Consider the following 18713-nt stretch of genomic DNA (forward strand, 5'->3'; position numbering starts at 1 on the left):
GCGCAACAGTCATCACCCACACCTGGAGGTCCCATGTCGCTCCCGCGACGCATCATCGGTATCGCCGTTTCGGCCTCCGCCGCGCTGGCAACCGCCGCTTGCGGCTCCAACGACAGCCCCACCCAAGCCGGCAGCGAGCCGCCGGCCAAGGCGGGTACCCAGCTCTACTTCGTAGACGGCAACACCGCCGACTATTCCGGTGATTTCGAGCCGGGCACTCTCAAGGGTGTGCGCGCCACCCTGCCCGGCGGCAAGATCGGCGACGAGTTCCGGCAGAGGATCCTCAAGATCAACAGCAGGGTGAAGGACTTCACCTACGCTCCGGAGGCCTACGACGCCACGATCCTCTCTGCCCTGGCTGCGGTCGCCGCCAAGAACGACTCCGGCAAGGCGATCGCCGAGAAGGAGATCGGCATCACCAGGGACGGGACAAAATGCACCAGCTTCAAGCAGTGCGCCGACCTGCTCGCCGACGGAAAGGACATCGACTACGACGGCGCCTCTGGCCCGATCGAGATGAACTCGACAGGAAGCCCGTCCGCGGCGACCGTCGGCATCTACCAATTCGGGCAGGACAACAACTACAAGAATGTCCGCTACGTCAACGGCACCACTCCGGACCAAGCCAACATCCGAGCCGACCAGAAGGTCAGCGGCCCCATCCCCAAGGGGGACGGCACCCTTACGTTTGGCACCCTGCTCCCTGCCACCGGGGACAGCTCCTTCCTCGGCGCCCCGCAGTTCGCCGGCGTGGACCTGGCCATTGATGAAATCAACAAGGCCGGGGGCGTGCTGGGCAAGGATGTGAAGCAGTTGAAGGGCGACTCCGGTGACGGGTCGCCGAACATCGCGCCATCCGAGACGGACAAACTGCTCCGCGGTGGTGCCGACGTCATCCTCGGCGCCGCTTCCTCGTCGGTGTCACTGTCGGTCATCGACAAGATCACCGGGGCTGGCGTCGTCCAGATATCGGCCGGAAACACGTCGACCGCATTCGACACCTACCCCGACCACGGCATGTACTTCCGCACGGCCCCCTCCGACGTCCTGCAGGGGCAGGTGATGGCCCAGACCATCAGCGAGGACGGTCACAGCAACATCGCAATCCTCGCCCGACAGGACGCCTACGGGGAGGCATTGGCGAAGAACGTCCGCTCCTTCTACGAGGAGTCCGGCGGCAAAGTCGTGTCCTATGTCCTCTACGACGCGAACGCGGCCAACTACACGGCCGAGGTGGAGAAGGCGAAGGCCCAGCACCCGGACGCCATCGTGCTGATCTCGTTCGACGAGGCCAAGAAGATCGTCCCGGAACTCATCAAAGCCGGTATCGGCCAGAACGGCTGAGCCCGTACCTGGCCGGTGGTCGTGGCTCCGGATCCGCCCCGCAGCCACGACCACCGGGACCGCCGTATCGCCTGTGGAGTGGAGAAGGGTTTCGCATGACCACCAGACCAACAAAAGCCATGCCTACGGCCACCGCAGAGTACGGGGCCGACCCCGACTTTGACACGGTGTACGACCGCGCCACTTTCGGGTCAGCCAAATGGGCCAACCAATGGGACGAATTTTCACCGCGTGTCCGGGGCGAGGATCTGCTGTCGCTATGGACGGCCGACATGGACTTCCGGGCACCGACGACCGTCATCGACCGCCTGCGCGCCGCTGCGGACCACGGTATCTACGGCTACACCCTGCGAGACCCGGAACACTTCCGGATCGTGCAGAACTGGTTCACCGTCAGGCACTGCTGGACACCACCGGTGGAAACGCTCCTCCCGGCCCCTGCGATCATGTCCTCGGTCGCAGCGATCTTGCGCACCTTCACGGCCCCTGGAGATGGGGTGATCGTCCAATCACCGGTCTACTCGCCGAACTTCGAGGCCATTACCGGTAACCACCGGCGGCTGCTCGTGAACCGGCTACGGCTCATCGACAACCGCTACGAGTTCGACCTCGACAACCTGGCCGAGCTGGCCGCATCCGGCGCGAAGGTGCTCTTGCTCTGCAACCCCCACAATCCGTCGGGCCGGAGCTGGACGGCCGACGAGTTGCTCGCCGTGAACGACATCTGTGCGCGCTACGACCTTCTGGTGATTTCCGACGAGATCCACTGCGACATCCGACTGAACGGTCGGCCCCACGTGGTCTACGCCTCGATCAGCAGCGACGCCGCCAGCCGAGCATTCATCTGCACTGCCCCCACGAAGACCTTCAACCTTGCCGGCCTGCCATCGGCCACACTCTCGGTTGCCGATCCATCCCTGCGCTCGGAACTGCTGAACGCCATGCGGGCATCGTTCATGATCAACGCGCACTACTTCGGTCGTCTCGCCTTAGAGACTGCCTACACTACGGGTGGTCCGTGGCTCGACCGGCTGACCGACTACCTCAAGGGCAACGTGGCCTTCGTGCACGAGTTCATCCAAGAGCGGCTGCCCGAGATCACGCCCATGTCGCCGGACGCATCGTTCCTGGTCTGGCTGGAGGCTCGTGAGCTTGACGCTCGTGTGGGCGGGCTGCACCAGTTCCTTGTCGACCGTGCGGCTGTCAATCTCTACGACGGCCGGGTCTACGGCCCCGGAGGAGAGGGGTACGTCCGACTCAACGTCGGCTGCCCCCGGAGGGTGCTCACTGAGGCACTCGAACGCATCGATCGTGCGCTATCGCGATAGCGCTCCTCGACATTCGGTGGTGACACAGGGCGAAAAAGGCCCACTCTACGAAGCCCTCGGCATCAGCATCAGCCATGACCACGCAACGAGGACCGCGACCGTAAGGTCGAGGCCCTCGTCTGCGTATCGTCAGTGGTTGTGTCCGAGGGGGGACTTGAACCCCCACGCCCGATAAAGGGCACTAGCACCTCAAGCTAGCGCGTCTGCCATTCCGCCACCCGGACTAGGTGTCTGCCGCCTGGACGGGGGTGTTCCCCGCGGCGACATGGACAACAATACCAAGCTTTCGGGGTGGCATTCACCTGCATATCCCCGCCCCGGCGGGGGTTGCCGGGGGTGCACGGAAGGTACGCATACAGTCTCACCATGGGTGACTGGAAGACTACGGCCGGCTTGCCGCCGGGGCGGCGGCCCCGGGCGTTGTCGCCGCTGCGGGAGCACCTGCGGGACACATTCTGGTTCGCTCCGACCGTCGCCCTGGTCCTGGTCGTGGCGGTGTGGGCGGCGGCCTCGGCGGCCGACGACGCGATCCTCACCGCGCTGCGCGACGCGGGCGACGAGGACGCCGTCCGTGATCTGCTCAGGATCGCCGAGGACGCGAAGACCGTGGTCACCACGGTCAGCGCGGCGATGATGACCTTCATCGGTGTCGTCTTCAGCATCTCGCTCGTTGCCGTGCAGATGGCCGCCGGTCAGTTCAGCCCACGCGTCGTACGGATCTTCGTACGAAGTCGCATCACCAAGGCCACCTTCGCGGTCTTTCTGGCCACCTTCGTCCTGTCCCTGCTCGTCCTCACCTCGTACGACAGTGAGCCCGACCCCGCGCTGGTGTCCTCCACCCCGCTTGTCCAGTCCGTCCTCACGGTGATCATGGTGGGGCTGAGCGTGGTCCTGTTCGTGATGTACGTGAACTCGATGCTGCGGCTGATGCGGGTCGTGCACGTCATCGACCGGATCACCGCGGAGTCGTTGCGGGTCGTCGCGGGCATGCCGCTCGACATGGCCGCGGATGAGCCCGTCGCCCTCGGCCCGGAGACCGCCCGCCTCGCCCATCACGGGCGCGCGGGGGTACTGCGGGACGTCAACATCGCACGACTCGTCCGTATGGCGCGGCAGCAGGGCGTCGTGCTGCGGCTCATCCCGCGGACCGGGGACTTCGTCACGCCGGGGACGCCGGTGTTCGCGGTGCACGGCGGGCATGGCGGTCCCCTGAAGAAGGGGCTGCGAACGCTGTACTCCCAGGTGTCGGTGGGTGCCGAGCGCACGTTCCACCAGGATCTCGGGTTCGGACTGAGGCAGTTGTCGGACATCGCGCTGCGCGCGCTGTCGCCCGCCGTGAACGACCCCACCACGGCGGTGCAGGCCGTGGACCGCATCGTGCAGTTCCTGTCCGCGGTGGCGCAGCGCCCGCTCGGCGCCTCCCTGTACCGGGACGGGCGGGGCACGGTACGGCTGGTGCAACCCGTACCGGGCTGGACCGAGCTGGTCGACCTCGGCTTCGCCGAGGTCCGGGTGTACGCGGTGCACAGTCCTCAGGTCACCCGCCGTCTGGTGGCCGGGCTCGAGGATCTCCTCGTGGCTGTGCCCGAGGACCGTCGCGAGCCGTTGATCCGGCATCGCGCGCTGCTGACCGAGGCGGTGGAACGGGCCGTGCCGGAGGCGGCGGACCGGGCCTTCGCCCTCCACCCGGACCGGCAGGGCATCGGGTAGACGCGATCCGCCTCCTCCGGCACGACATCGGTCACGGCATGAGGTGGTGCTCCGGGAAGTTCCCCGGCAGCCGCTCCCCCGCCGGCCCCTGTGTGACCGCCTTCAGCAGGAGTTCGCCGCCGACGAACGCCCCGCGCCAGGACGCGCCGAAGCCGCCGAAGAGTTCGTCGCGGTCGCCGCGGGAGCGGGGCTTGCCGTGGCCCACCTTGAAGGCGCGGATCTGGGGGGCGAGGCGGTCGTAGGTCGCGTGGTCGTCCGTGGACAGGGTGGCGACCAGCGCGCCGTTCGACGCGTTCATGGCCGCGAGCAGCTCGGCCTCCGTGTCGACCAGGACGATCGTGTCGACCGGGCCGAAGGGTTCCGCGTGGTGCAGCGGGGAGGACGGGGGCGGGTTGAGGAGCGTGACGGGCTGAACGTACGCCGCGGTGTCCTGGCCGGGCAGGAAGCGCGCGTCGGTGAGCTTGCCGCGATGCAGCGGGACGGCGCCGCGGTCGATCGCCTCGGCGACCTGGTCGTTGAGTTCTTTCGCCTTGGCCGCGTTGATCAGCGGGCCGAAGTCCAGCTCCGGATACGGGTCGTCGGGATGTTCGACCGCGAGCGGGTGGCCGACGCGGATCGTGCGGACCGCCGGGAGGTAGGCCGCCAGGAACTCGTCGAACAGCTCACGCTGGACGACGAAGCGCGGGTACGCCGTGCAGCGCTGCTTGCCGTAGTCGAAGAGCTTCGGGACGACCGCCGTGAGCGTGTCCCAGTCCGTGTGGTTCCAGATGCCCCAGGTGTTGAGTCCCTCCTGTTCGAGTACGTGTCGCTTGCCCAGGTCGGCGACGGCCGTGGCGACGGCGGCGCCGGTGTCGCGGCCGCCGACGAAGGAGACACAGCCGATCTCGGGCGCGCGGACGAGGGCCTTGGACAGCTCGCCCCCGCTGCCGCTGACGAGGGTGACGGGAATCCCTTCGCGTGCGGCGAGCGCGCAGGCCAGCGTCAGGCACGCGACGCCGCCGTCGGTCGGGGTCTTGGCGATGACCGCGTTGCCTGCCAGTGCCTGTACCAGCAGTGCGTGAACGAGCACGCTCATCGGGTAGTTCCAGCTCGCGATGTTGGACACCGGGCCGTCCAGCGGGGCCCGGCCCTCGACCATGGGCTCGATTCCGTCGACGTACCAGCGCACGCCGTCGATGGCCCGGTCGACGTCGGCCTGCGCGAGCCGCCAGGGCTTGCCGATCTCCCAGACGAGGAGGAGGGCGAGCAGTTCACGGTGCTGGGTGAGGGCGTCGAGGGTCGCGGCGACGCGGGCGCGGCGTTCGTCCAGGGGTACGTGGCGCCAGGCGCGGTGCTGGTCGAGTGAGGCGCGTACGGCCTGGTGGGCGGTGGTGCCGTTCAGGCGGGGCGGGCCGGCGATCGGGCTGCCGTCGACCGGGCTGGTGGCGGGCAGGGGCCGGCCGTCGGCCTGCCAGGCGGCGTTCCAGAGGTTGAGGACGCGATCGTCCTGGAAGGCCTCGGGGGCGACGGCGAGGCAGCGCTGCCAGGCGTCGGTCCAGGAGGTGTGGGACTTGAGGGTGAGGGTGGGTGCCATGGGGTGTCTCCGCTCTCGGTGCACAGTCGGGGGCGGGGAAGGTCAACGATGAGTGGCGTCACGCCCCGTATCGAGAAGGGCGAGGACGAGTTTCGCCGTGTCCGTCGGGGTGCCGCCCACGCGTACGCCCGCCGCTTCCAGGGCCTCCTTCTTGGCCTGTGCGGTGCCGGACGAGCCGGACACGATGGCGCCGGCGTGGCCCATCGTCTTGCCCTCGGGCGCGGTGAATCCGGCGATGTAGCCGACGACGGGCTTGGTGACGTGCTCGCGGATGTACTCGGCCGCGCGTTCTTCCGCGTCGCCGCCGATCTCCCCGATGAGGACGATGAGTTCGGTGTCGGGGTCGTCCTGGAAGGCGGCCAGGCAGTCGATGTGCGTGGTGCCGACGACGGGGTCGCCGCCGATGCCCACGCAGGTCGAGAAGCCGATGTCGCGGAGTTCGTACATGAGTTGGTAGGTGAGCGTGCCGGACTTGGACACGAGGCCGATGCGTCCCGGCTTGGCGATGTCGGCGGGGATGATGCCCGCGTTGGACTGGCCGGGGGTGATGAGGCCCGGACAGTTGGGGCCGATGATCCGGGTGCCTTTCGCGGCGGCGTGGGCGCGGAAGGCGACCGAGTCGTGGACGGGGATGCCCTCCGTGATGACGACGGCGAGTTCGATGCCCGCGTCGGCGGCCTCGACGACGGCCGCCTTGGCGAAGGCGGGTGGGACGAAGACGACGGTGACGTCGGCTCCGGTCGCTTCGATGCCGCCGCGTACGGAGCCGTAGACGGGAATGGTCCGCTCGTCGAAGTCGACGGTCCGGCCTGCCTTGCGCGGATTGACGCCGCCGACGACGTCGGTGCCGGCCGCGAGCATGCGCCGGGTGTGCTTCATGCCCTCGGCGCCGGTCATTCCCTGGACGAGGACCTTGCTCTCCTTGGTGAGGTAGATGCCCATGTCTGGTCTCCTCAGGCTGTGTTGGCGAGGTCGGCGGCCCGGCGCGCGGCGCCGTCCATGGTGGTGGACTGCTGGACCAGGGGGTGTGCGCGGTCGTCGAGGATCGCGCGGCCGCGTACGGCGTTGTTGCCGTCGAGGCGTACGACCAGCGGCTTGGTCAACTGGACGGAGTCCAGGGCCTGCACGATGCCGTCGGCGACCGCGTCGCAGGCGGTGATGCCGCCGAAGACGTTCACGAAGACGGACTTGACGGCCGGGTCGGAGAGGATGACCGAGAGGCCGTCGGCCATGACCTGGGCGGAGGCGCCGCCGCCGATGTCGAGGAAGTTGGCGGGGCGCGCGCCGCAGCCGGCGACGACGTCGAGGGTCGACATGACGAGGCCCGCGCCGTTGCCGATGATGCCGACCTCGCCCTCCAGCTTCACGTAGTTGAGGCCCTTCGCGGCGGCCGCCGCCTCCAGCGGGTCGTCGTGCGCCGACTCCTGCTCGCCCCAACGGGCCTGTCGGAAGCGGGCGTTGTCGTCGAGCGTGACCTTGCCGTCGAGGGCCAGGATCTGCCCTCGGGTGGTACGGACGAGGGGGTTGACCTCGACGAGTACGGCGTCCTCGCGGATCAGCACCTCCCAGAGCCGTACCAGGACGTCGACGGTCCGCGGCGGCAGTGCGGCCGCGTCGGCGATCTCGGTCGCTTTCGCGGAGGTGACGCCCTCGGCAGGGTCGACGGGGATGCGGGCGACCGCCTCCGGCCTGGTGGCGGCGACGTCCTCGATGTCCATGCCGCCCTCGGCGGAGGCGATCGCGAGGAAGCGGCCGGCGGCGCGGTCGAGTACGTAACCGACGTAGAACTCGCTCTCGATGTCGACTGGTTGGGCGAGCATCACTTTGCCGACGGTGTGGCCCTTGATGTCCATGCCGAGGATCTGGCGTGCCGTCAGTTCGGCGGAGGCGGGGTCGGCGGCGAGTTTCACGCCGCCCGCCTTGCCGCGTCCACCGGTCTTCACCTGTGCCTTGACGACGACGCGGCCGCCCAGCCTGCGGGCGATCTCGCGGGCCTCCTTGGGCGAGTCGGTGACCTCGGCCCGCGGCACCAAGATGCCGTGTTTGTCGAAGAGTTCCCTTGCCTGGTGCTCGAACAGGTCCATCTCGGCTCCTGACTTAAAAGTGCCGCACGCCCCCTGGACACCACCCATCGGATGCGGGATAACAAGCTTCATACAGTATTCGTCGACTGTATGCAATCTACCGCGACAGCATCCACGAGCAGCGCGCGCATCCCCTCTGAACTGCACGGAAGTGCGCCCGATCCCCTACGAAGGGACAGGACTTCGCCATGCCCGACGACACCAGCCAGAACCTCATCTCCGGTGGGCACCTGGTCGCCAAGGCACTCAAAGCGGAGGGTGTGGAGGTCATCTACACCCTGTGCGGCGGCCACATCATCGATATCTACGACGGCTGCGTCGACGAAGGCATAGAGGTCGTCGACGTACGCCACGAACAGGTCGCCGCGCACGCCGCCGACGGCTACGCGCGCATCACCGGCAAACCCGGCTGCGCGGTCGTCACCGCGGGTCCCGGCACGACCGATGCCGTGACGGGCGTCGCCAACGCCTTCCGCGCGGAGTCCCCGATGCTGCTGATCGGCGGTCAGGGGGCGCACACCCAGCACAAGATGGGGTCCCTGCAGGACCTGCCGCACGTCGACATGATGACGCCGATCACGAAGTTCGCGGCGACCGTGCCGGACACGGCGCGCGCCGCCGACATGGTGTCGATGGCGTTCAGGGAGTGCTACCACGGGGCGCCCGGGCCGTCGTTCCTGGAGATCCCGCGCGATGTGCTCGACGCCAAGGTGCCGGTCGAGAAGGCCCGGGTCCCCGCCGCCGGCCAGTACCGGGCCTCGACCCGCTCGGCCGGTGACCCCGAGGCCGTCGAGAAGCTCGCCGACCTCCTCGTGCACGCCGAGCGGCCCGCGATCCTGCTGGGCAGCCAGGTCTGGACGACCCGTGGCACCGAGGCCGCCATCGAGCTCGTACGCACCCTCAACATCCCCGCCTACATGAACGGCGCCGGACGGGGCACCCTGCCGCCCGGGGATCCGCACCACTTCCAGCTCTCGCGCCGGTACGCGTTCTCGAACGCGGATGTGATCGTCATCGTGGGCACGCCGTTCGACTTCCGTATGGGCTACGGAAAGCGGCTGTCGGCGGACGCGACCGTGGTGCAGATCGACCTCGACTACCGGACCGTCGGCAAGAACCGGGACATCGACCTCGGGATCGTCGGTGACGCGGGACTCATCCTGAAGTCGGTGACCGAGGCCGCCTCGGGACGTCTGAACGGGGGCGCGTCGAAGCGCAAGGAGTGGCTCGACGAGTTGCGCGCGGCCGAGCAGACGGCGATCGAGAAGCGGCTGCCGAGCCTCCGGTCGGACGCCTCGCCCATCCACCCGTACCGGCTGGTCAGCGAGATCAACGACTTCCTGACCGAAGACTCGATCTACATCGGCGACGGCGGCGACATCGTCACCTTCTCCGGTCAGGTCGTGCAGCCCAAGTCACCCGGGCACTGGATGGACCCGGGCCCGCTCGGCACACTCGGCGTCGGCGTCCCGTTCGTGCTCGCGGCCAAGCAGGCCAGGCCGGACAAGGAAGTGGTGGCCCTCTTCGGAGACGGTGCCTTCTCGCTCACCGGCTGGGACTTCGAGACGCTCGTCCGCTACAACCTCCCCTTCGTCGGCATCGTCGGCAACAACTCCTCGATGAACCAGATCCGTTACGGCCAGAAGGCCAAGTACGGCGAGGACCGCGAGCGCGTCGGCAACACCCTCGGCGACGTCCAGTACGACAAGTTCGCCCAGATGCTCGGCGGTTACGGCGAGGAGGTCCGCGACCCCGCCGGCATCGGCCCCGCCCTCAGGCGCGCCCGCGAGTCGGGCAAGCCCTCGCTGATCAACGTCTGGGTCGACCCGGACGCGTACGCCCCCGGAACCATGAACCAGACGATGTACAAGTGAGGTGGCCTTCATGACGGAAACGCCGATCCGCGCCGCCGGCGCCAAGGCTCTCGACGGCATCCGCGTCCTCGACATGACGCACGTCCAGTCGGGCCCCTCCGCAACCCAGTTGCTGGCCTGGCTCGGGGCGGACGTCGTCAAGCTGGAGGCGCCGACCGGTGACATCACGCGCAAGCAGCTGCGTGACCTCCCGGACGTCGACTCCCTCTACTTCACGATGCTCAACTGCAACAAGCGGAGCATCACGCTCAACACCAAGACCGAGCGCGGCAAGGAGATCCTCACCGAGCTGATCCGGCGCTCCGACGTCATGGTCGAGAACTTCGGCCCCGGCGCGGTCGACCGCATGGGCTTCACCTGGGACCGCATCCAGGAGATCAATCCGCGAATCGTCTATGCCTCCATCAAGGGGTTCGGGGACGGTCCATACACCAACTTCAAGGCGTACGAGGTCGTCGCTCAGGCCATGGGCGGATCGATGTCGACGACCGGTTTCGAGGACGGGCCACCGCTGGCGACGGGGGCCCAGATCGGGGACTCGGGCACGGGCATCCACGCCGTGGCGGGGATTCTCGCGGCGCTGCTTCAGCGGGAGAACACCGGGCGCGGTCAGCGGGTCAACGTGGCCATGCAGCACGCTGTGCTCAACCTCTGCCGGGTGAAGCTGCGCGATCAGCAGCGCCTGGCACACGGCCCGCTCGCTGAATATCCCAACGACGACTTCGGCGACGAGGTTCCCCGCTCGGGAAACGCGTCCGGCGGCGGTCAGCCCGGCTGGGCGGTCAAGTGCGCGCCGGGCGGGCCCAACGACTACGTGTACGTCATCGTGCAGCCCGTCGGCTGGCAGCCGATCACCGAGCTCATCGGACGTCCGGAGCTCGCGGACGACCCTGAGTGGGCGACGCCCGAGGCACGCCTGCCCAAGCTCAACAAGATGTTCCAGCTCATCGAGGAATGGTCCGCCACGCTCCCCAAGTGGGAGGTCCTGGAGAGGCTGAACGCCCACAACATCCCCTGCGGCCCGATCCTCTCCACCAAGGAGATCGTCGAGGACGAGTCGCTGGTCGCCAACAAGATGGTCGTCACGGTGCCGCACCCGGAACGCGGCGAGTTCGTGACCGTGGGCAGCCCGCTGAAGCTCTCCGACTCCCCCGTGGACGTGGCCAGTTCGCCGCTGCTCGGCGAGCACAACGAAGAGGTGTACGTCGGCGAGCTCGGTCTCGGCGACGAGGAGCTGCGCCTGCTCAAGTCGAACGGAGTGATCTGATTGATGGCCGAAGACCGGGTGCTGAGGGTGCGTACGCTGCTCGACGCCGTACGGGCCGAGGGTCGGACCGCGCTGACCGCGCCCGAGGGCAAGGTGATCGCCGACGCGTACGCGATCGCCGTGCCCGGCGAGGAGCTGGCGACGGACGTCGACGAGGCGGTCGCGTACGCGGCGCGGTTCGGCGGACCCGTCGTGATGAAGATCGTCTCCCCGGACATCCTGCACAAGACCGACGCGGGCGGCGTGATCGTCGGCGTGGAAGGCGCGACCGACGTCAGGGCCGCCTTCCGTAAAATCATCGACAACGCGCGCGCGTACGCGCCCGAGGCCCGTATCGAGGGCGTCCAGGTGCAGGAACTGCTCCCCCAGGGGCAGGAGGTCATCGTCGGAGCGGTCACCGATCCCACGTTCGGGAAGATCGTCGCCTTCGGGCTCGGCGGTGTGCTGGTGGAGGTCCTGAAGGACGTCACGTTCCGGCTGGCGCCCGTGGACGCGGACGAGGCCCTGTCGATGCTGGACTCGATCCGGTCGGCCGAGATCCTGCACGGGGTGCGCGGCGGGCCGGCCGTGGACCGATGGGCGATCGCCGAGCAGATACGCCGGGTCTCGGAACTCGTCGCGGACTTCCCGGAGATCGCCGAGGTGGACCTCAATCCGGTGATCGCGACCGCGGAGGGGGCGGTCGCGGCGGACATCCGCGTGATCCTCGCGGACTCGGTCCCGAAGGCGCGTCGCACCTACACACGCGAGGAGATCCTCACCTCCATGCGCCGTCTGATGCAGCCCTCCTCGGTCGCCGTGATCGGTGCCTCCAACGAGCAGGGCAAGATCGGCAATTCGGTGATGCGCAACCTCGTCGACGGCGGCTTCTCCGGTGAGATCCACCCGGTGAACCCCAAGGCCGATGACATTCTGGGCCGCAAGGCGTACAAGAGTGTCACCGACGTTCCCGGCGAGGTGGATGTGGCGGTCTTCGCGATCCCCGCCAAGTTCGTGGCATCGGCCCTGGAGGAGGTGGGACGCAAGGGGATCCCCAACGCCGTACTGATTCCCTCCGGTTTCGCGGAGACCGGTGAGCACGCGTTGCAGGCCGAGATCGTGGCGATCGCCGAACGGCACGGCGTCCGGCTGCTCGGGCCGAACATCTACGGCTACTACTCGACGTGGCAGGACCTGTGCGCCACGTTCTGCACGCCGTACGACGTCAAGGGCGGCGTCGCGCTCACCTCGCAGTCCGGTGGCATAGGGATGGCCATTCTGGGTTTCGCGCGCACTACGAAGACGGGTGTTTCGGCGATCGTGGGGCTCGGCAACAAGTCCGACCTGGACGAGGACGACCTGCTGACCTGGTTCGGCGAGGACCCCAACACCCAGTGCATCGCCATGCACTTGGAGGACCTCAAGGACGGTCGCGCCTTCGTGGACGCGGCGCGGGCGACGGTTCCGAAGAAGCCGGTCGTGGTCCTCAAGGCGGGCCGTACGGCGGCAGGAGCGAAGGCGGCGGGCTCGCACACCGGCGCGCTCGCGGGCGACGACGCCGTGTACGACGACATCCTGAAGCAGGCCGGTGTCATCCGGGCACCCGGGCTGAACGAAATGCTGGAGTACGCGCGCGCGTTGCCCGTGCTTCCGACCCCTCGGGGCGACAACGTCGTGATCATCACGGGCGCCGGCGGCAGCGGCGTGCTGCTGTCTGACGCGGTGACCGACAACGGCCTCTCCCTGATGGAGATTCCGCCGGACCTGGACGAGGCCTTCAGGAAGTTCATCCCGCCCTTCGGAGCCGCCGGCAACCCGGTGGACATCACCGGCGGCGAGCCCCCGTCGACGTACGAGGCGACGATCCGGCTCGGCCTTGAGGACCCGCGGATCCACTCGCTCGTCCTCGGCTACTGGCACACCATCGTGACCCCTCCCATGGTCTTCGCCGAGCTCACCGCGCGCGTGGTGGCCGAGTTCCGCGAGCGCGGGATCGAGAAGCCCGTGGTGGCGTCGCTCGCGGGCGATGTCGAGGTCGAGGAGGCCTGCCAGTACCTCTTCGAGCGGGGCGTCGTGGCGTACCCGTACACGACCGAGAAGCCGGTGGCCGTGCTGGGCGCGAAATACAGGTGGGCGCGGGCCGCGGGGTTGTTGGGGGGCGGTTCATGAGGTGACCGAGTGCGGGGGACGGGCCGACGGTGCGCGTCGGCCCGCCCCGGACCCGTGCGCACACGAAAGGCATTGGACAGGGGGCGCTGGCCAGAACTTTCGACGCAAGGGGTGCTTCGCGACATGACAACCACCGACCTCACGACGTCCGTCCCCTACAGGGAGGTGACGGACCGCAACGGCCGCCTGTACCGGCTCGGGGAGACAGACCGGGACATCATGGGCCGGCCACGCTGGACCATGGTGCTCTTCCCCTGGCTGGGCATGATGGGTATCAGCTCCTCGGAGTACGCGTTCACGTCGGCCGAGGACACACTGCACGAGGCCCATCTGTGGAGCAGTGGGCACATCTTCTGGCTGATGGGTGTCTGGGTGTTCTTCCAGGCGGCCGTAGCCTTCCCGGCCGGCCAACTGCGCGAGAGCGGAAGGCTGCCCGCGCGGTACGCCATGATGCTCGGCGCGCTCGGCACGATCATGGGCTATCTCGCACTGGCGTACGCGCCGCATGTGATCGTCGCGTACATCGGCTTCGGCATGTTCAGCGGCATCGGCGCCGGCCTCGTCTACGCGACCTGCGTGAACATGGTCGGCAAGTGGTATCCGGAACGCAAGGGCGGCAAGACCGGCATGGTCAACGGCGGATTCGCCTACGGCTCCGTGCCCTTCGTGTTCCTGTTCACCTCGTACATGGACCTGTCCAACTACGAGGGCGTGCTGGTCTTCGTCGGCGTGGTCTGCTGTGCGACGGTGGCGATCTCGGGCTGGTTCTTCAAGGACCCGCCGAAGAACTGGTGGCCCGCGAACGTCGACCCGCTGAAGGTGTCCGACGACCCGCGGATCCAGCGGGCGCTGAAGAAGAACCCGCCCGCCGTGCGGCAGTACACGCCGCGTGAGGCGGCCAGGACACCCGTGCTGTGGATGATGTGGTTCTGCCTGCTGTGCACGGCCGGCATCAATATCTTCGGCATCGCCATGCAGGTGCCGTTCGGCAAGGAGATGGGCTTCGCGGGCGGCATCGTGGCCACCGCCATGTCACTCAAGGCCATCGTGAACGGAACCGGACGCGGTGTCATCGGCTGGATCTCGGACCGCTACGGCCGTCGGAACACGCTGGTCATCGTCTGTGTCGTCCTCGGTACGGCGCAGTTCGGCGTGTTCGTGTCCGGGGACATGGGCTCGATGCCCTTCTTCCTGTTCTGTTCGATGGTCTCCGGGTTCGGCGGCGGCGCGATCTTCCCGCTGTTCGCGGCGATGACCGCCGACTACTTCGGTGAGAACAACAACGCCTCGAACTACGGCATGGTCTACAGCTCGAAGCTGATATCGGGCCTGGTCGGCTCCGGCGTGGGAGCGGTCGTCGTGCATGCCTGGGGCTACGGAGGGGCCTTCGCGCTGGCCGGCGGGATCGGTCTCGGCTCCGCGGTGCTGGCGCTGTTCCTGCGGCAGCCCGGGCGGCCGCGCGCCGGGCGCATCGTCCCCAACCCGCATCCGATCGGTGAGGAGATGGCCTGAGCGAGAACAGCGGCACCCTGATCTTTCGGAACGCGAAGGGGCCTCCCCACGGTGATGGGGAGGCCCCTTCGCGTGCGGTACGGGTCGTCAGCACTTCTCACGCAGGGAGTGCAGATGCTCGCTCGATCGGCGTGCGAAGGTGAACGACTCGGTGGGGTTGTCGTGTTCGGCCTGCCAGTGGTGGGCGAGCCGGTGGCCGTGCAGGCGCGTGACACCGGAGATGAAGCGCTGGTAGTCGATGTCGCCGTCGCCGACGTCGGTCATGCGGTAACCCATGGGGTCCGACGGGTCGCTCACACCGTCCTTGACATGGAAGAGCGGATAGCGGCCCGGCCGCTTCAGTACGTAGTCGAGGGGCTCGAAGGGCGCCGCTGTGCCGTCGGCCCGCTTGGAGAAGCGGAACTGGCCCACGTACGCCCAGTAGATGTCCATCTCCAGGTACACGAGGTTCGGGTCGGTCTCGGCCAACAGCACGTCGTAGAGGCGGACGTTCGGCTTGTCGGTGGCGAAGGAGAACTCCTCGGAGTGGTTGTGCTGGTAGAACTTGATGCCGCGCGCCTTGGCCGCCGCGCCGTAGGTGTTGAACTCCTCGGCGGCGCGCTTCCACGCGTCGACGGTCGAGCCGTAGCGGAACGGGCTCGACGCGGTACCGATGTGCTTGAGACCGAGGGCCTGGGCGTCGTCGAGGACCTTGGTGAGGTTCTGGGCGAAGGTGTACGCGTTCGGATCGCTGGAGTAGTAACCGACGTGGCTGCCTATGGGGTTCAGGCCGTGGTCGCGGGCCAGTCGCTTGAGCTGGGCGAGCGTGATGGGGCCCGCCGAGCCCTGGGTGTATCCGGCGAACTCGACCTCGTCGTACCCGTACTTCTCCAGCTCGGCGAATACGGGCGCGAAGCCGAGCGTGGAGACCTTGTCGCGGAGGCTGTAGAGCTGGATGCCGAGTCGGCCGGGCGGCAGGACGGGGCGGCCCCGGCCTGCTTCGGCGGCCGAGGCGGGGGTGGCCGCCGCCGTGCCGAGCAGGGCGGCGGCAGTGGCGCCGGCGGCCACGCCGAGCATGCCTCGTCTGCTGAGGCGACGGGTGAGCTCTGGGTCGTCGTTCTTGCTGGTGGGGGCCGTGACTGTGGTGCGGCTGGAGCGGCTCATGCCTGGAACTCCTCGGTGTCGGAGGGCGTTGTCAGTGGTGAGTGCTTCACTTGTGACCAGTCGGAAGAGACAGGTCGCTTGCGGCCGGAAGGCCGAGTCGTGCCGGTCGTGGCGGTCAGCCGAGACCGGCGAGTTGGAGCAGCAGTGATTTCACGTCGGTGGCCGCGAGGCGGTCGCCGACAGCGCGGGGGGTGGAGCAGATGATGAGCGGACCGTCGTCGTCGCTCGTGGGAAGGCGGCCGTGGCTGCCGCGAATAGGTGACGGATCGAGGGGCACGACCGCCATGCGGTAGCGCATGCCGAGCTTCTTGCGGGCCAGTGCGCCCGCCGCCTTGACCTTGACGTACGGGTCGAGCGGATCCATGAAGAGCTCGACCGGGTCGTAGCCGGGTTTGCGGTGGATCTCGACGAGCCGCGCGAAGTCGGGCGCGTGCGCGTCGTCGAGCCAGTAGTAGTACGTGAACCAGGCGTCCGGCTCCGCGACGGCGACGAGTTCGCCGGAGCGCGGATGGTCGAGGTGATGGGTCTTCTTGCCCTCGTCGTCGAGGAGTTGCTCGATGCCGGGCAGATCGGCGAGCGCTGCCCGGGTGACGTCGAGGTCTTCCGGGCGGCGTACGTAGACGTGGGCGATCTGGTGATCGGCGACGGCGAAGGCACGTGAGGCCATCGGGTCGAGGTACTCCATGCCGTCCTGTGTGTGCACCTCGAGGAGACCGGCGCGGCGCAGCGCGCGGTTGATGTCGATGGGACGGTCCGCGCGGGTGATGCCGTACTCGGACAGGGCGACGACGGTACGGCCTTCCGCTCGCGCGTCGTCGAGAAGGGGGGCCATGGCCGCGTCCAGGTCTGCGGCCGCTTTCAGGGAGCGCGGGTCGTCGGGGCCGAAGCGCTGCAGGTCGTAGTCGAGATGAGGGAGGTAGCACAGGGTCAGGTCCGGGTGGCGGGTGCGCAGGATGTGGCGGGTCGCGTCGATGATCCAGCGGCTGGAGACGAGGTCGGCGCCGGGACCCCAGAAGTGGAACAGCGGGAACGTGCCGAATTTCTCGGTGAGTTCGTCGTGCAGGGCCGGGGGCCTGGTGTAGCAGTCGGGTTCCTTGCGGCCGTCGGCGTAGTAGATCGGGCGGGGGGTGATGGTGATGTCGGTGTCGGCGCCCATGGCGTACCACCAGCAGATATTGGCGACGGTGTAGCCGGGGTGCGCGCGACGGGCGGCGTCCCACAGCTTGTCGCCGGACACAAGGCCGTTGTGCTGGCGCCACAGCAGCACGTCGCCGAGTTCGCGGAAGTACCAGCCGTTGCCGACGATGCCGTGCTCGGCGGGGTGGGTGCCGGTGAGGAACGTGGACTGGGCGGCGCAGGTGACGGCGGGCAGGACGGTGCCGAGATGGGCCCGGGAGCCGGTCTGTCCGAGGGCTTTGAGGTGGGGCATGTGGTCTAGGAGACGGGGGGTGAGGCCGACGACGTCGAGGACGAGGAGAGGGGTGGGGCCGCTGTGTTCCGGGGCCTGGTGCACGGCCTGGTCCATGGACTGGCGCACGGTCTCGTTCACGGTCCGCCTCACGGCAGCTCCTTCAGGCCGAGATCCGTCAACAGGTCGCGGGCGAGGGTGAGTTCCGCGGCGATGCCGTCGGCGAGCTGAGCTCGGGTGCGGGGTCGGAGCTCGGGCGGGAGTGCCTGCCAGGTGTACGTCTCGACCTCCAGATGGTGGGTGAGCGGGTGCGGGCCGCCCACGAGTCGGGTCAGCGCGTCCTTGAGTACGGGCAGCGTGGAGGTGAGGGGCGCGGCGGGGGCCGCGTGCAGCGGGACATGGAAGTGGGCGCGCCACGGGGACGCCTCGGGGAGGGAGTCACCCTTGAGGGCTTCGCCGAGGTCGTCGGTGCCTCGCAGTCCTGCTGCGGTCCCGGTGCGGGTCTGGTGCAGGAAGCGGGGTTCGTCGAAGGCGGCGAGGGCCTCGCGGACTTCCGGCAAGTGCGGGTGTTCGGCGTGCAGGGCGGCTGAGAGCTGGGACTTGACGACGGGGACGCGGGCGGCGGTCAGCGCGTCCAGGGCAGTGTGCGGATCTTCGAAGGAGGTGGCGAGGTGACAGGTGTCGACGCAGACGCCGATGCGGTCGTGGCCGATCGCGGTGAGCGGGGCGATGGCGTCCGTGGTGGTTTCGACGATGCAGCCGGGCTCCGGCTCCAGGCCGATGCGGATGGAGCGGCCGGTCAGCTCCTGCAGGGCGTCGAGACGTTCGGCGAGGGTGGCGAGGGCCTTGTGGGCGTCGGCGGCACGGGTGTCGTCATAGGCGGTCCGCCAGGCGAGCGGCAGTGTGGAGACGGAGCCTTCGGTGACGTCGTCGGGGAGGAGTCCGGCCAGGACACGGGCCAGGGCGGTGGTGTGGTCGAGTCGTTCGGCGTCGGCCCAGTCCGGCTTGTACACGCGGTACTTGACCTCTTCGGCGCCGAACCCTTCGTACGGGAAGCCGTTGAGGGTGACGACTTCGAGGCCTCGGGCATCGAGTTCCGTGCGCAGCCCGCGCAGGGCGGCCGGGTCGGTGACGAGGGCGTGGGCGGCGTCCTTGGCCAGCCACAGCCCGATGCCGAGGCGATCGCGGCCGAGGCGGCGGCGTACGGGTTCGCAGTGCTCGCGGAGTTGGGCGAGGACACCGTCGAGGGTTTCGGCGGGGTGGACGTTCGTGCAGTAGGCGAGGTGGACGGTCGAACCGTCGGGGTGGCGGAAGCGCATGGG

At 68.4% G+C, this 18713-nt stretch carries 13 protein-coding genes and 1 tRNA gene; 7 read left to right on the forward strand and 7 right to left on the reverse strand.

Translation table 11 applies throughout. The features are described from left to right. Positions 1-33 precede the first annotated feature (33 nt). Complete coding sequence (locus FE633_RS47840; protein ID WP_212747260.1) at positions 34-1344, forward strand: ABC transporter substrate-binding protein; 1311 nt, start codon at positions 34-36, stop codon at positions 1342-1344. 95 nt (positions 1345-1439) lie between these two features. Next, positions 1440-2672: a MalY/PatB family protein gene (locus FE633_RS21315; RefSeq protein WP_138046750.1), complete on the forward strand. Its 1233-nt coding sequence runs from the start codon at positions 1440-1442 to the stop codon at positions 2670-2672. A gap of 139 nt (positions 2673-2811) precedes the next feature. Here FE633_RS21315 and FE633_RS21320 read toward each other — a convergent pair. Then, positions 2812-2896, reverse strand: a tRNA-Leu gene (locus tag FE633_RS21320). A gap of 142 nt (positions 2897-3038) precedes the next feature. Here FE633_RS21320 and FE633_RS21325 point away from each other — a divergent pair. Next, the gene (locus tag FE633_RS21325) at positions 3039-4382 is read left to right on the forward strand and encodes a DUF2254 domain-containing protein (RefSeq protein ID WP_138046751.1); all 1344 of its coding nucleotides are present in this window, start codon (positions 3039-3041) and stop codon (positions 4380-4382) included. 31 nt (positions 4383-4413) lie between these two features. Here the strand turns inward: FE633_RS21325 and FE633_RS21330 are convergent, their stop codons facing one another. Genes FE633_RS21330 through sucC form a run of 3 tightly spaced genes read right to left on the reverse strand, consistent with a single transcriptional unit; the run spans position 4414 to position 8039 of the window. Further along, on the reverse strand, positions 4414-5955 hold the full coding sequence (locus tag FE633_RS21330; RefSeq protein WP_138046752.1) for an aldehyde dehydrogenase family protein: 1542 nt from the start codon (positions 5953-5955) through the stop codon (positions 4414-4416). Between the two features lie 42 nt (positions 5956-5997). Further along, positions 5998-6897, reverse strand: a complete 900-nt coding sequence (sucD, locus tag FE633_RS21335; protein WP_138046753.1) for a succinate--CoA ligase subunit alpha — start codon at positions 6895-6897, stop codon at positions 5998-6000. A gap of 11 nt (positions 6898-6908) precedes the next feature. Further along, the gene (sucC, locus tag FE633_RS21340; RefSeq protein WP_138046754.1) at positions 6909-8039 is read right to left on the reverse strand and encodes an ADP-forming succinate--CoA ligase subunit beta; all 1131 of its coding nucleotides are present in this window, start codon (positions 8037-8039) and stop codon (positions 6909-6911) included. A gap of 188 nt (positions 8040-8227) precedes the next feature. On the opposite strand from sucC, the gene FE633_RS21345 reads away from it, so the two are divergent. The 4 genes from FE633_RS21345 (at position 8228) to FE633_RS21360 (ending at position 14840) form a co-directional block, all read left to right on the forward strand. Next, complete coding sequence (locus FE633_RS21345; RefSeq protein WP_138046755.1) at positions 8228-9913, forward strand: thiamine pyrophosphate-binding protein; 1686 nt, start codon at positions 8228-8230, stop codon at positions 9911-9913. Between the two features lie 10 nt (positions 9914-9923). Beyond that, positions 9924-11180, forward strand: a complete 1257-nt coding sequence (gene frc / locus FE633_RS21350; RefSeq protein WP_138046756.1) for a formyl-CoA transferase — start codon at positions 9924-9926, stop codon at positions 11178-11180. Positions 11181-11183: 3 nt separating this feature from the next. Continuing rightward, positions 11184-13328 (forward strand): acetate--CoA ligase family protein, encoded by a 2145-nt coding sequence (locus tag FE633_RS21355; RefSeq protein WP_138046757.1) that lies wholly within the window; start codon positions 11184-11186, stop codon positions 13326-13328. Positions 13329-13451: 123 nt separating this feature from the next. Then, positions 13452-14840, forward strand: coding sequence for an OFA family MFS transporter (locus FE633_RS21360; RefSeq protein ID WP_138046758.1), 1389 nt, complete (start codon positions 13452-13454; stop codon positions 14838-14840). An 87-nt stretch (positions 14841-14927) separates the two neighbouring features. Here FE633_RS21360 and FE633_RS21365 read toward each other — a convergent pair whose 3' ends face one another. The 3 genes from FE633_RS21365 to eboE all read right to left on the reverse strand — a co-directional run bounded on the left by FE633_RS21365 (position 14928) and on the right by eboE (position 18710). Further along, a complete protein-coding gene (locus FE633_RS21365) occupies positions 14928-15983 on the reverse strand; it encodes a sugar phosphate isomerase/epimerase family protein (protein WP_138046759.1) in 1056 nt (351 codons plus the stop codon). A gap of 115 nt (positions 15984-16098) precedes the next feature. Then, the gene (locus FE633_RS21370; RefSeq protein WP_138046774.1) at positions 16099-17508 is read right to left on the reverse strand and encodes an alkaline phosphatase family protein; all 1410 of its coding nucleotides are present in this window, start codon (positions 17506-17508) and stop codon (positions 16099-16101) included. A gap of 32 nt (positions 17509-17540) precedes the next feature. Next, positions 17541-18710, reverse strand: coding sequence for a metabolite traffic protein EboE (eboE, locus tag FE633_RS21375; protein WP_138046760.1), 1170 nt, complete (start codon positions 18708-18710; stop codon positions 17541-17543). Between the last annotated feature and the right edge of the window lie 3 nt (positions 18711-18713).

Source organism: Streptomyces montanus (assembly GCF_005786655.1).
Lineage (GTDB): Bacteria > Actinomycetota > Actinomycetes > Streptomycetales > Streptomycetaceae > Streptomyces > Streptomyces sporangiiformans.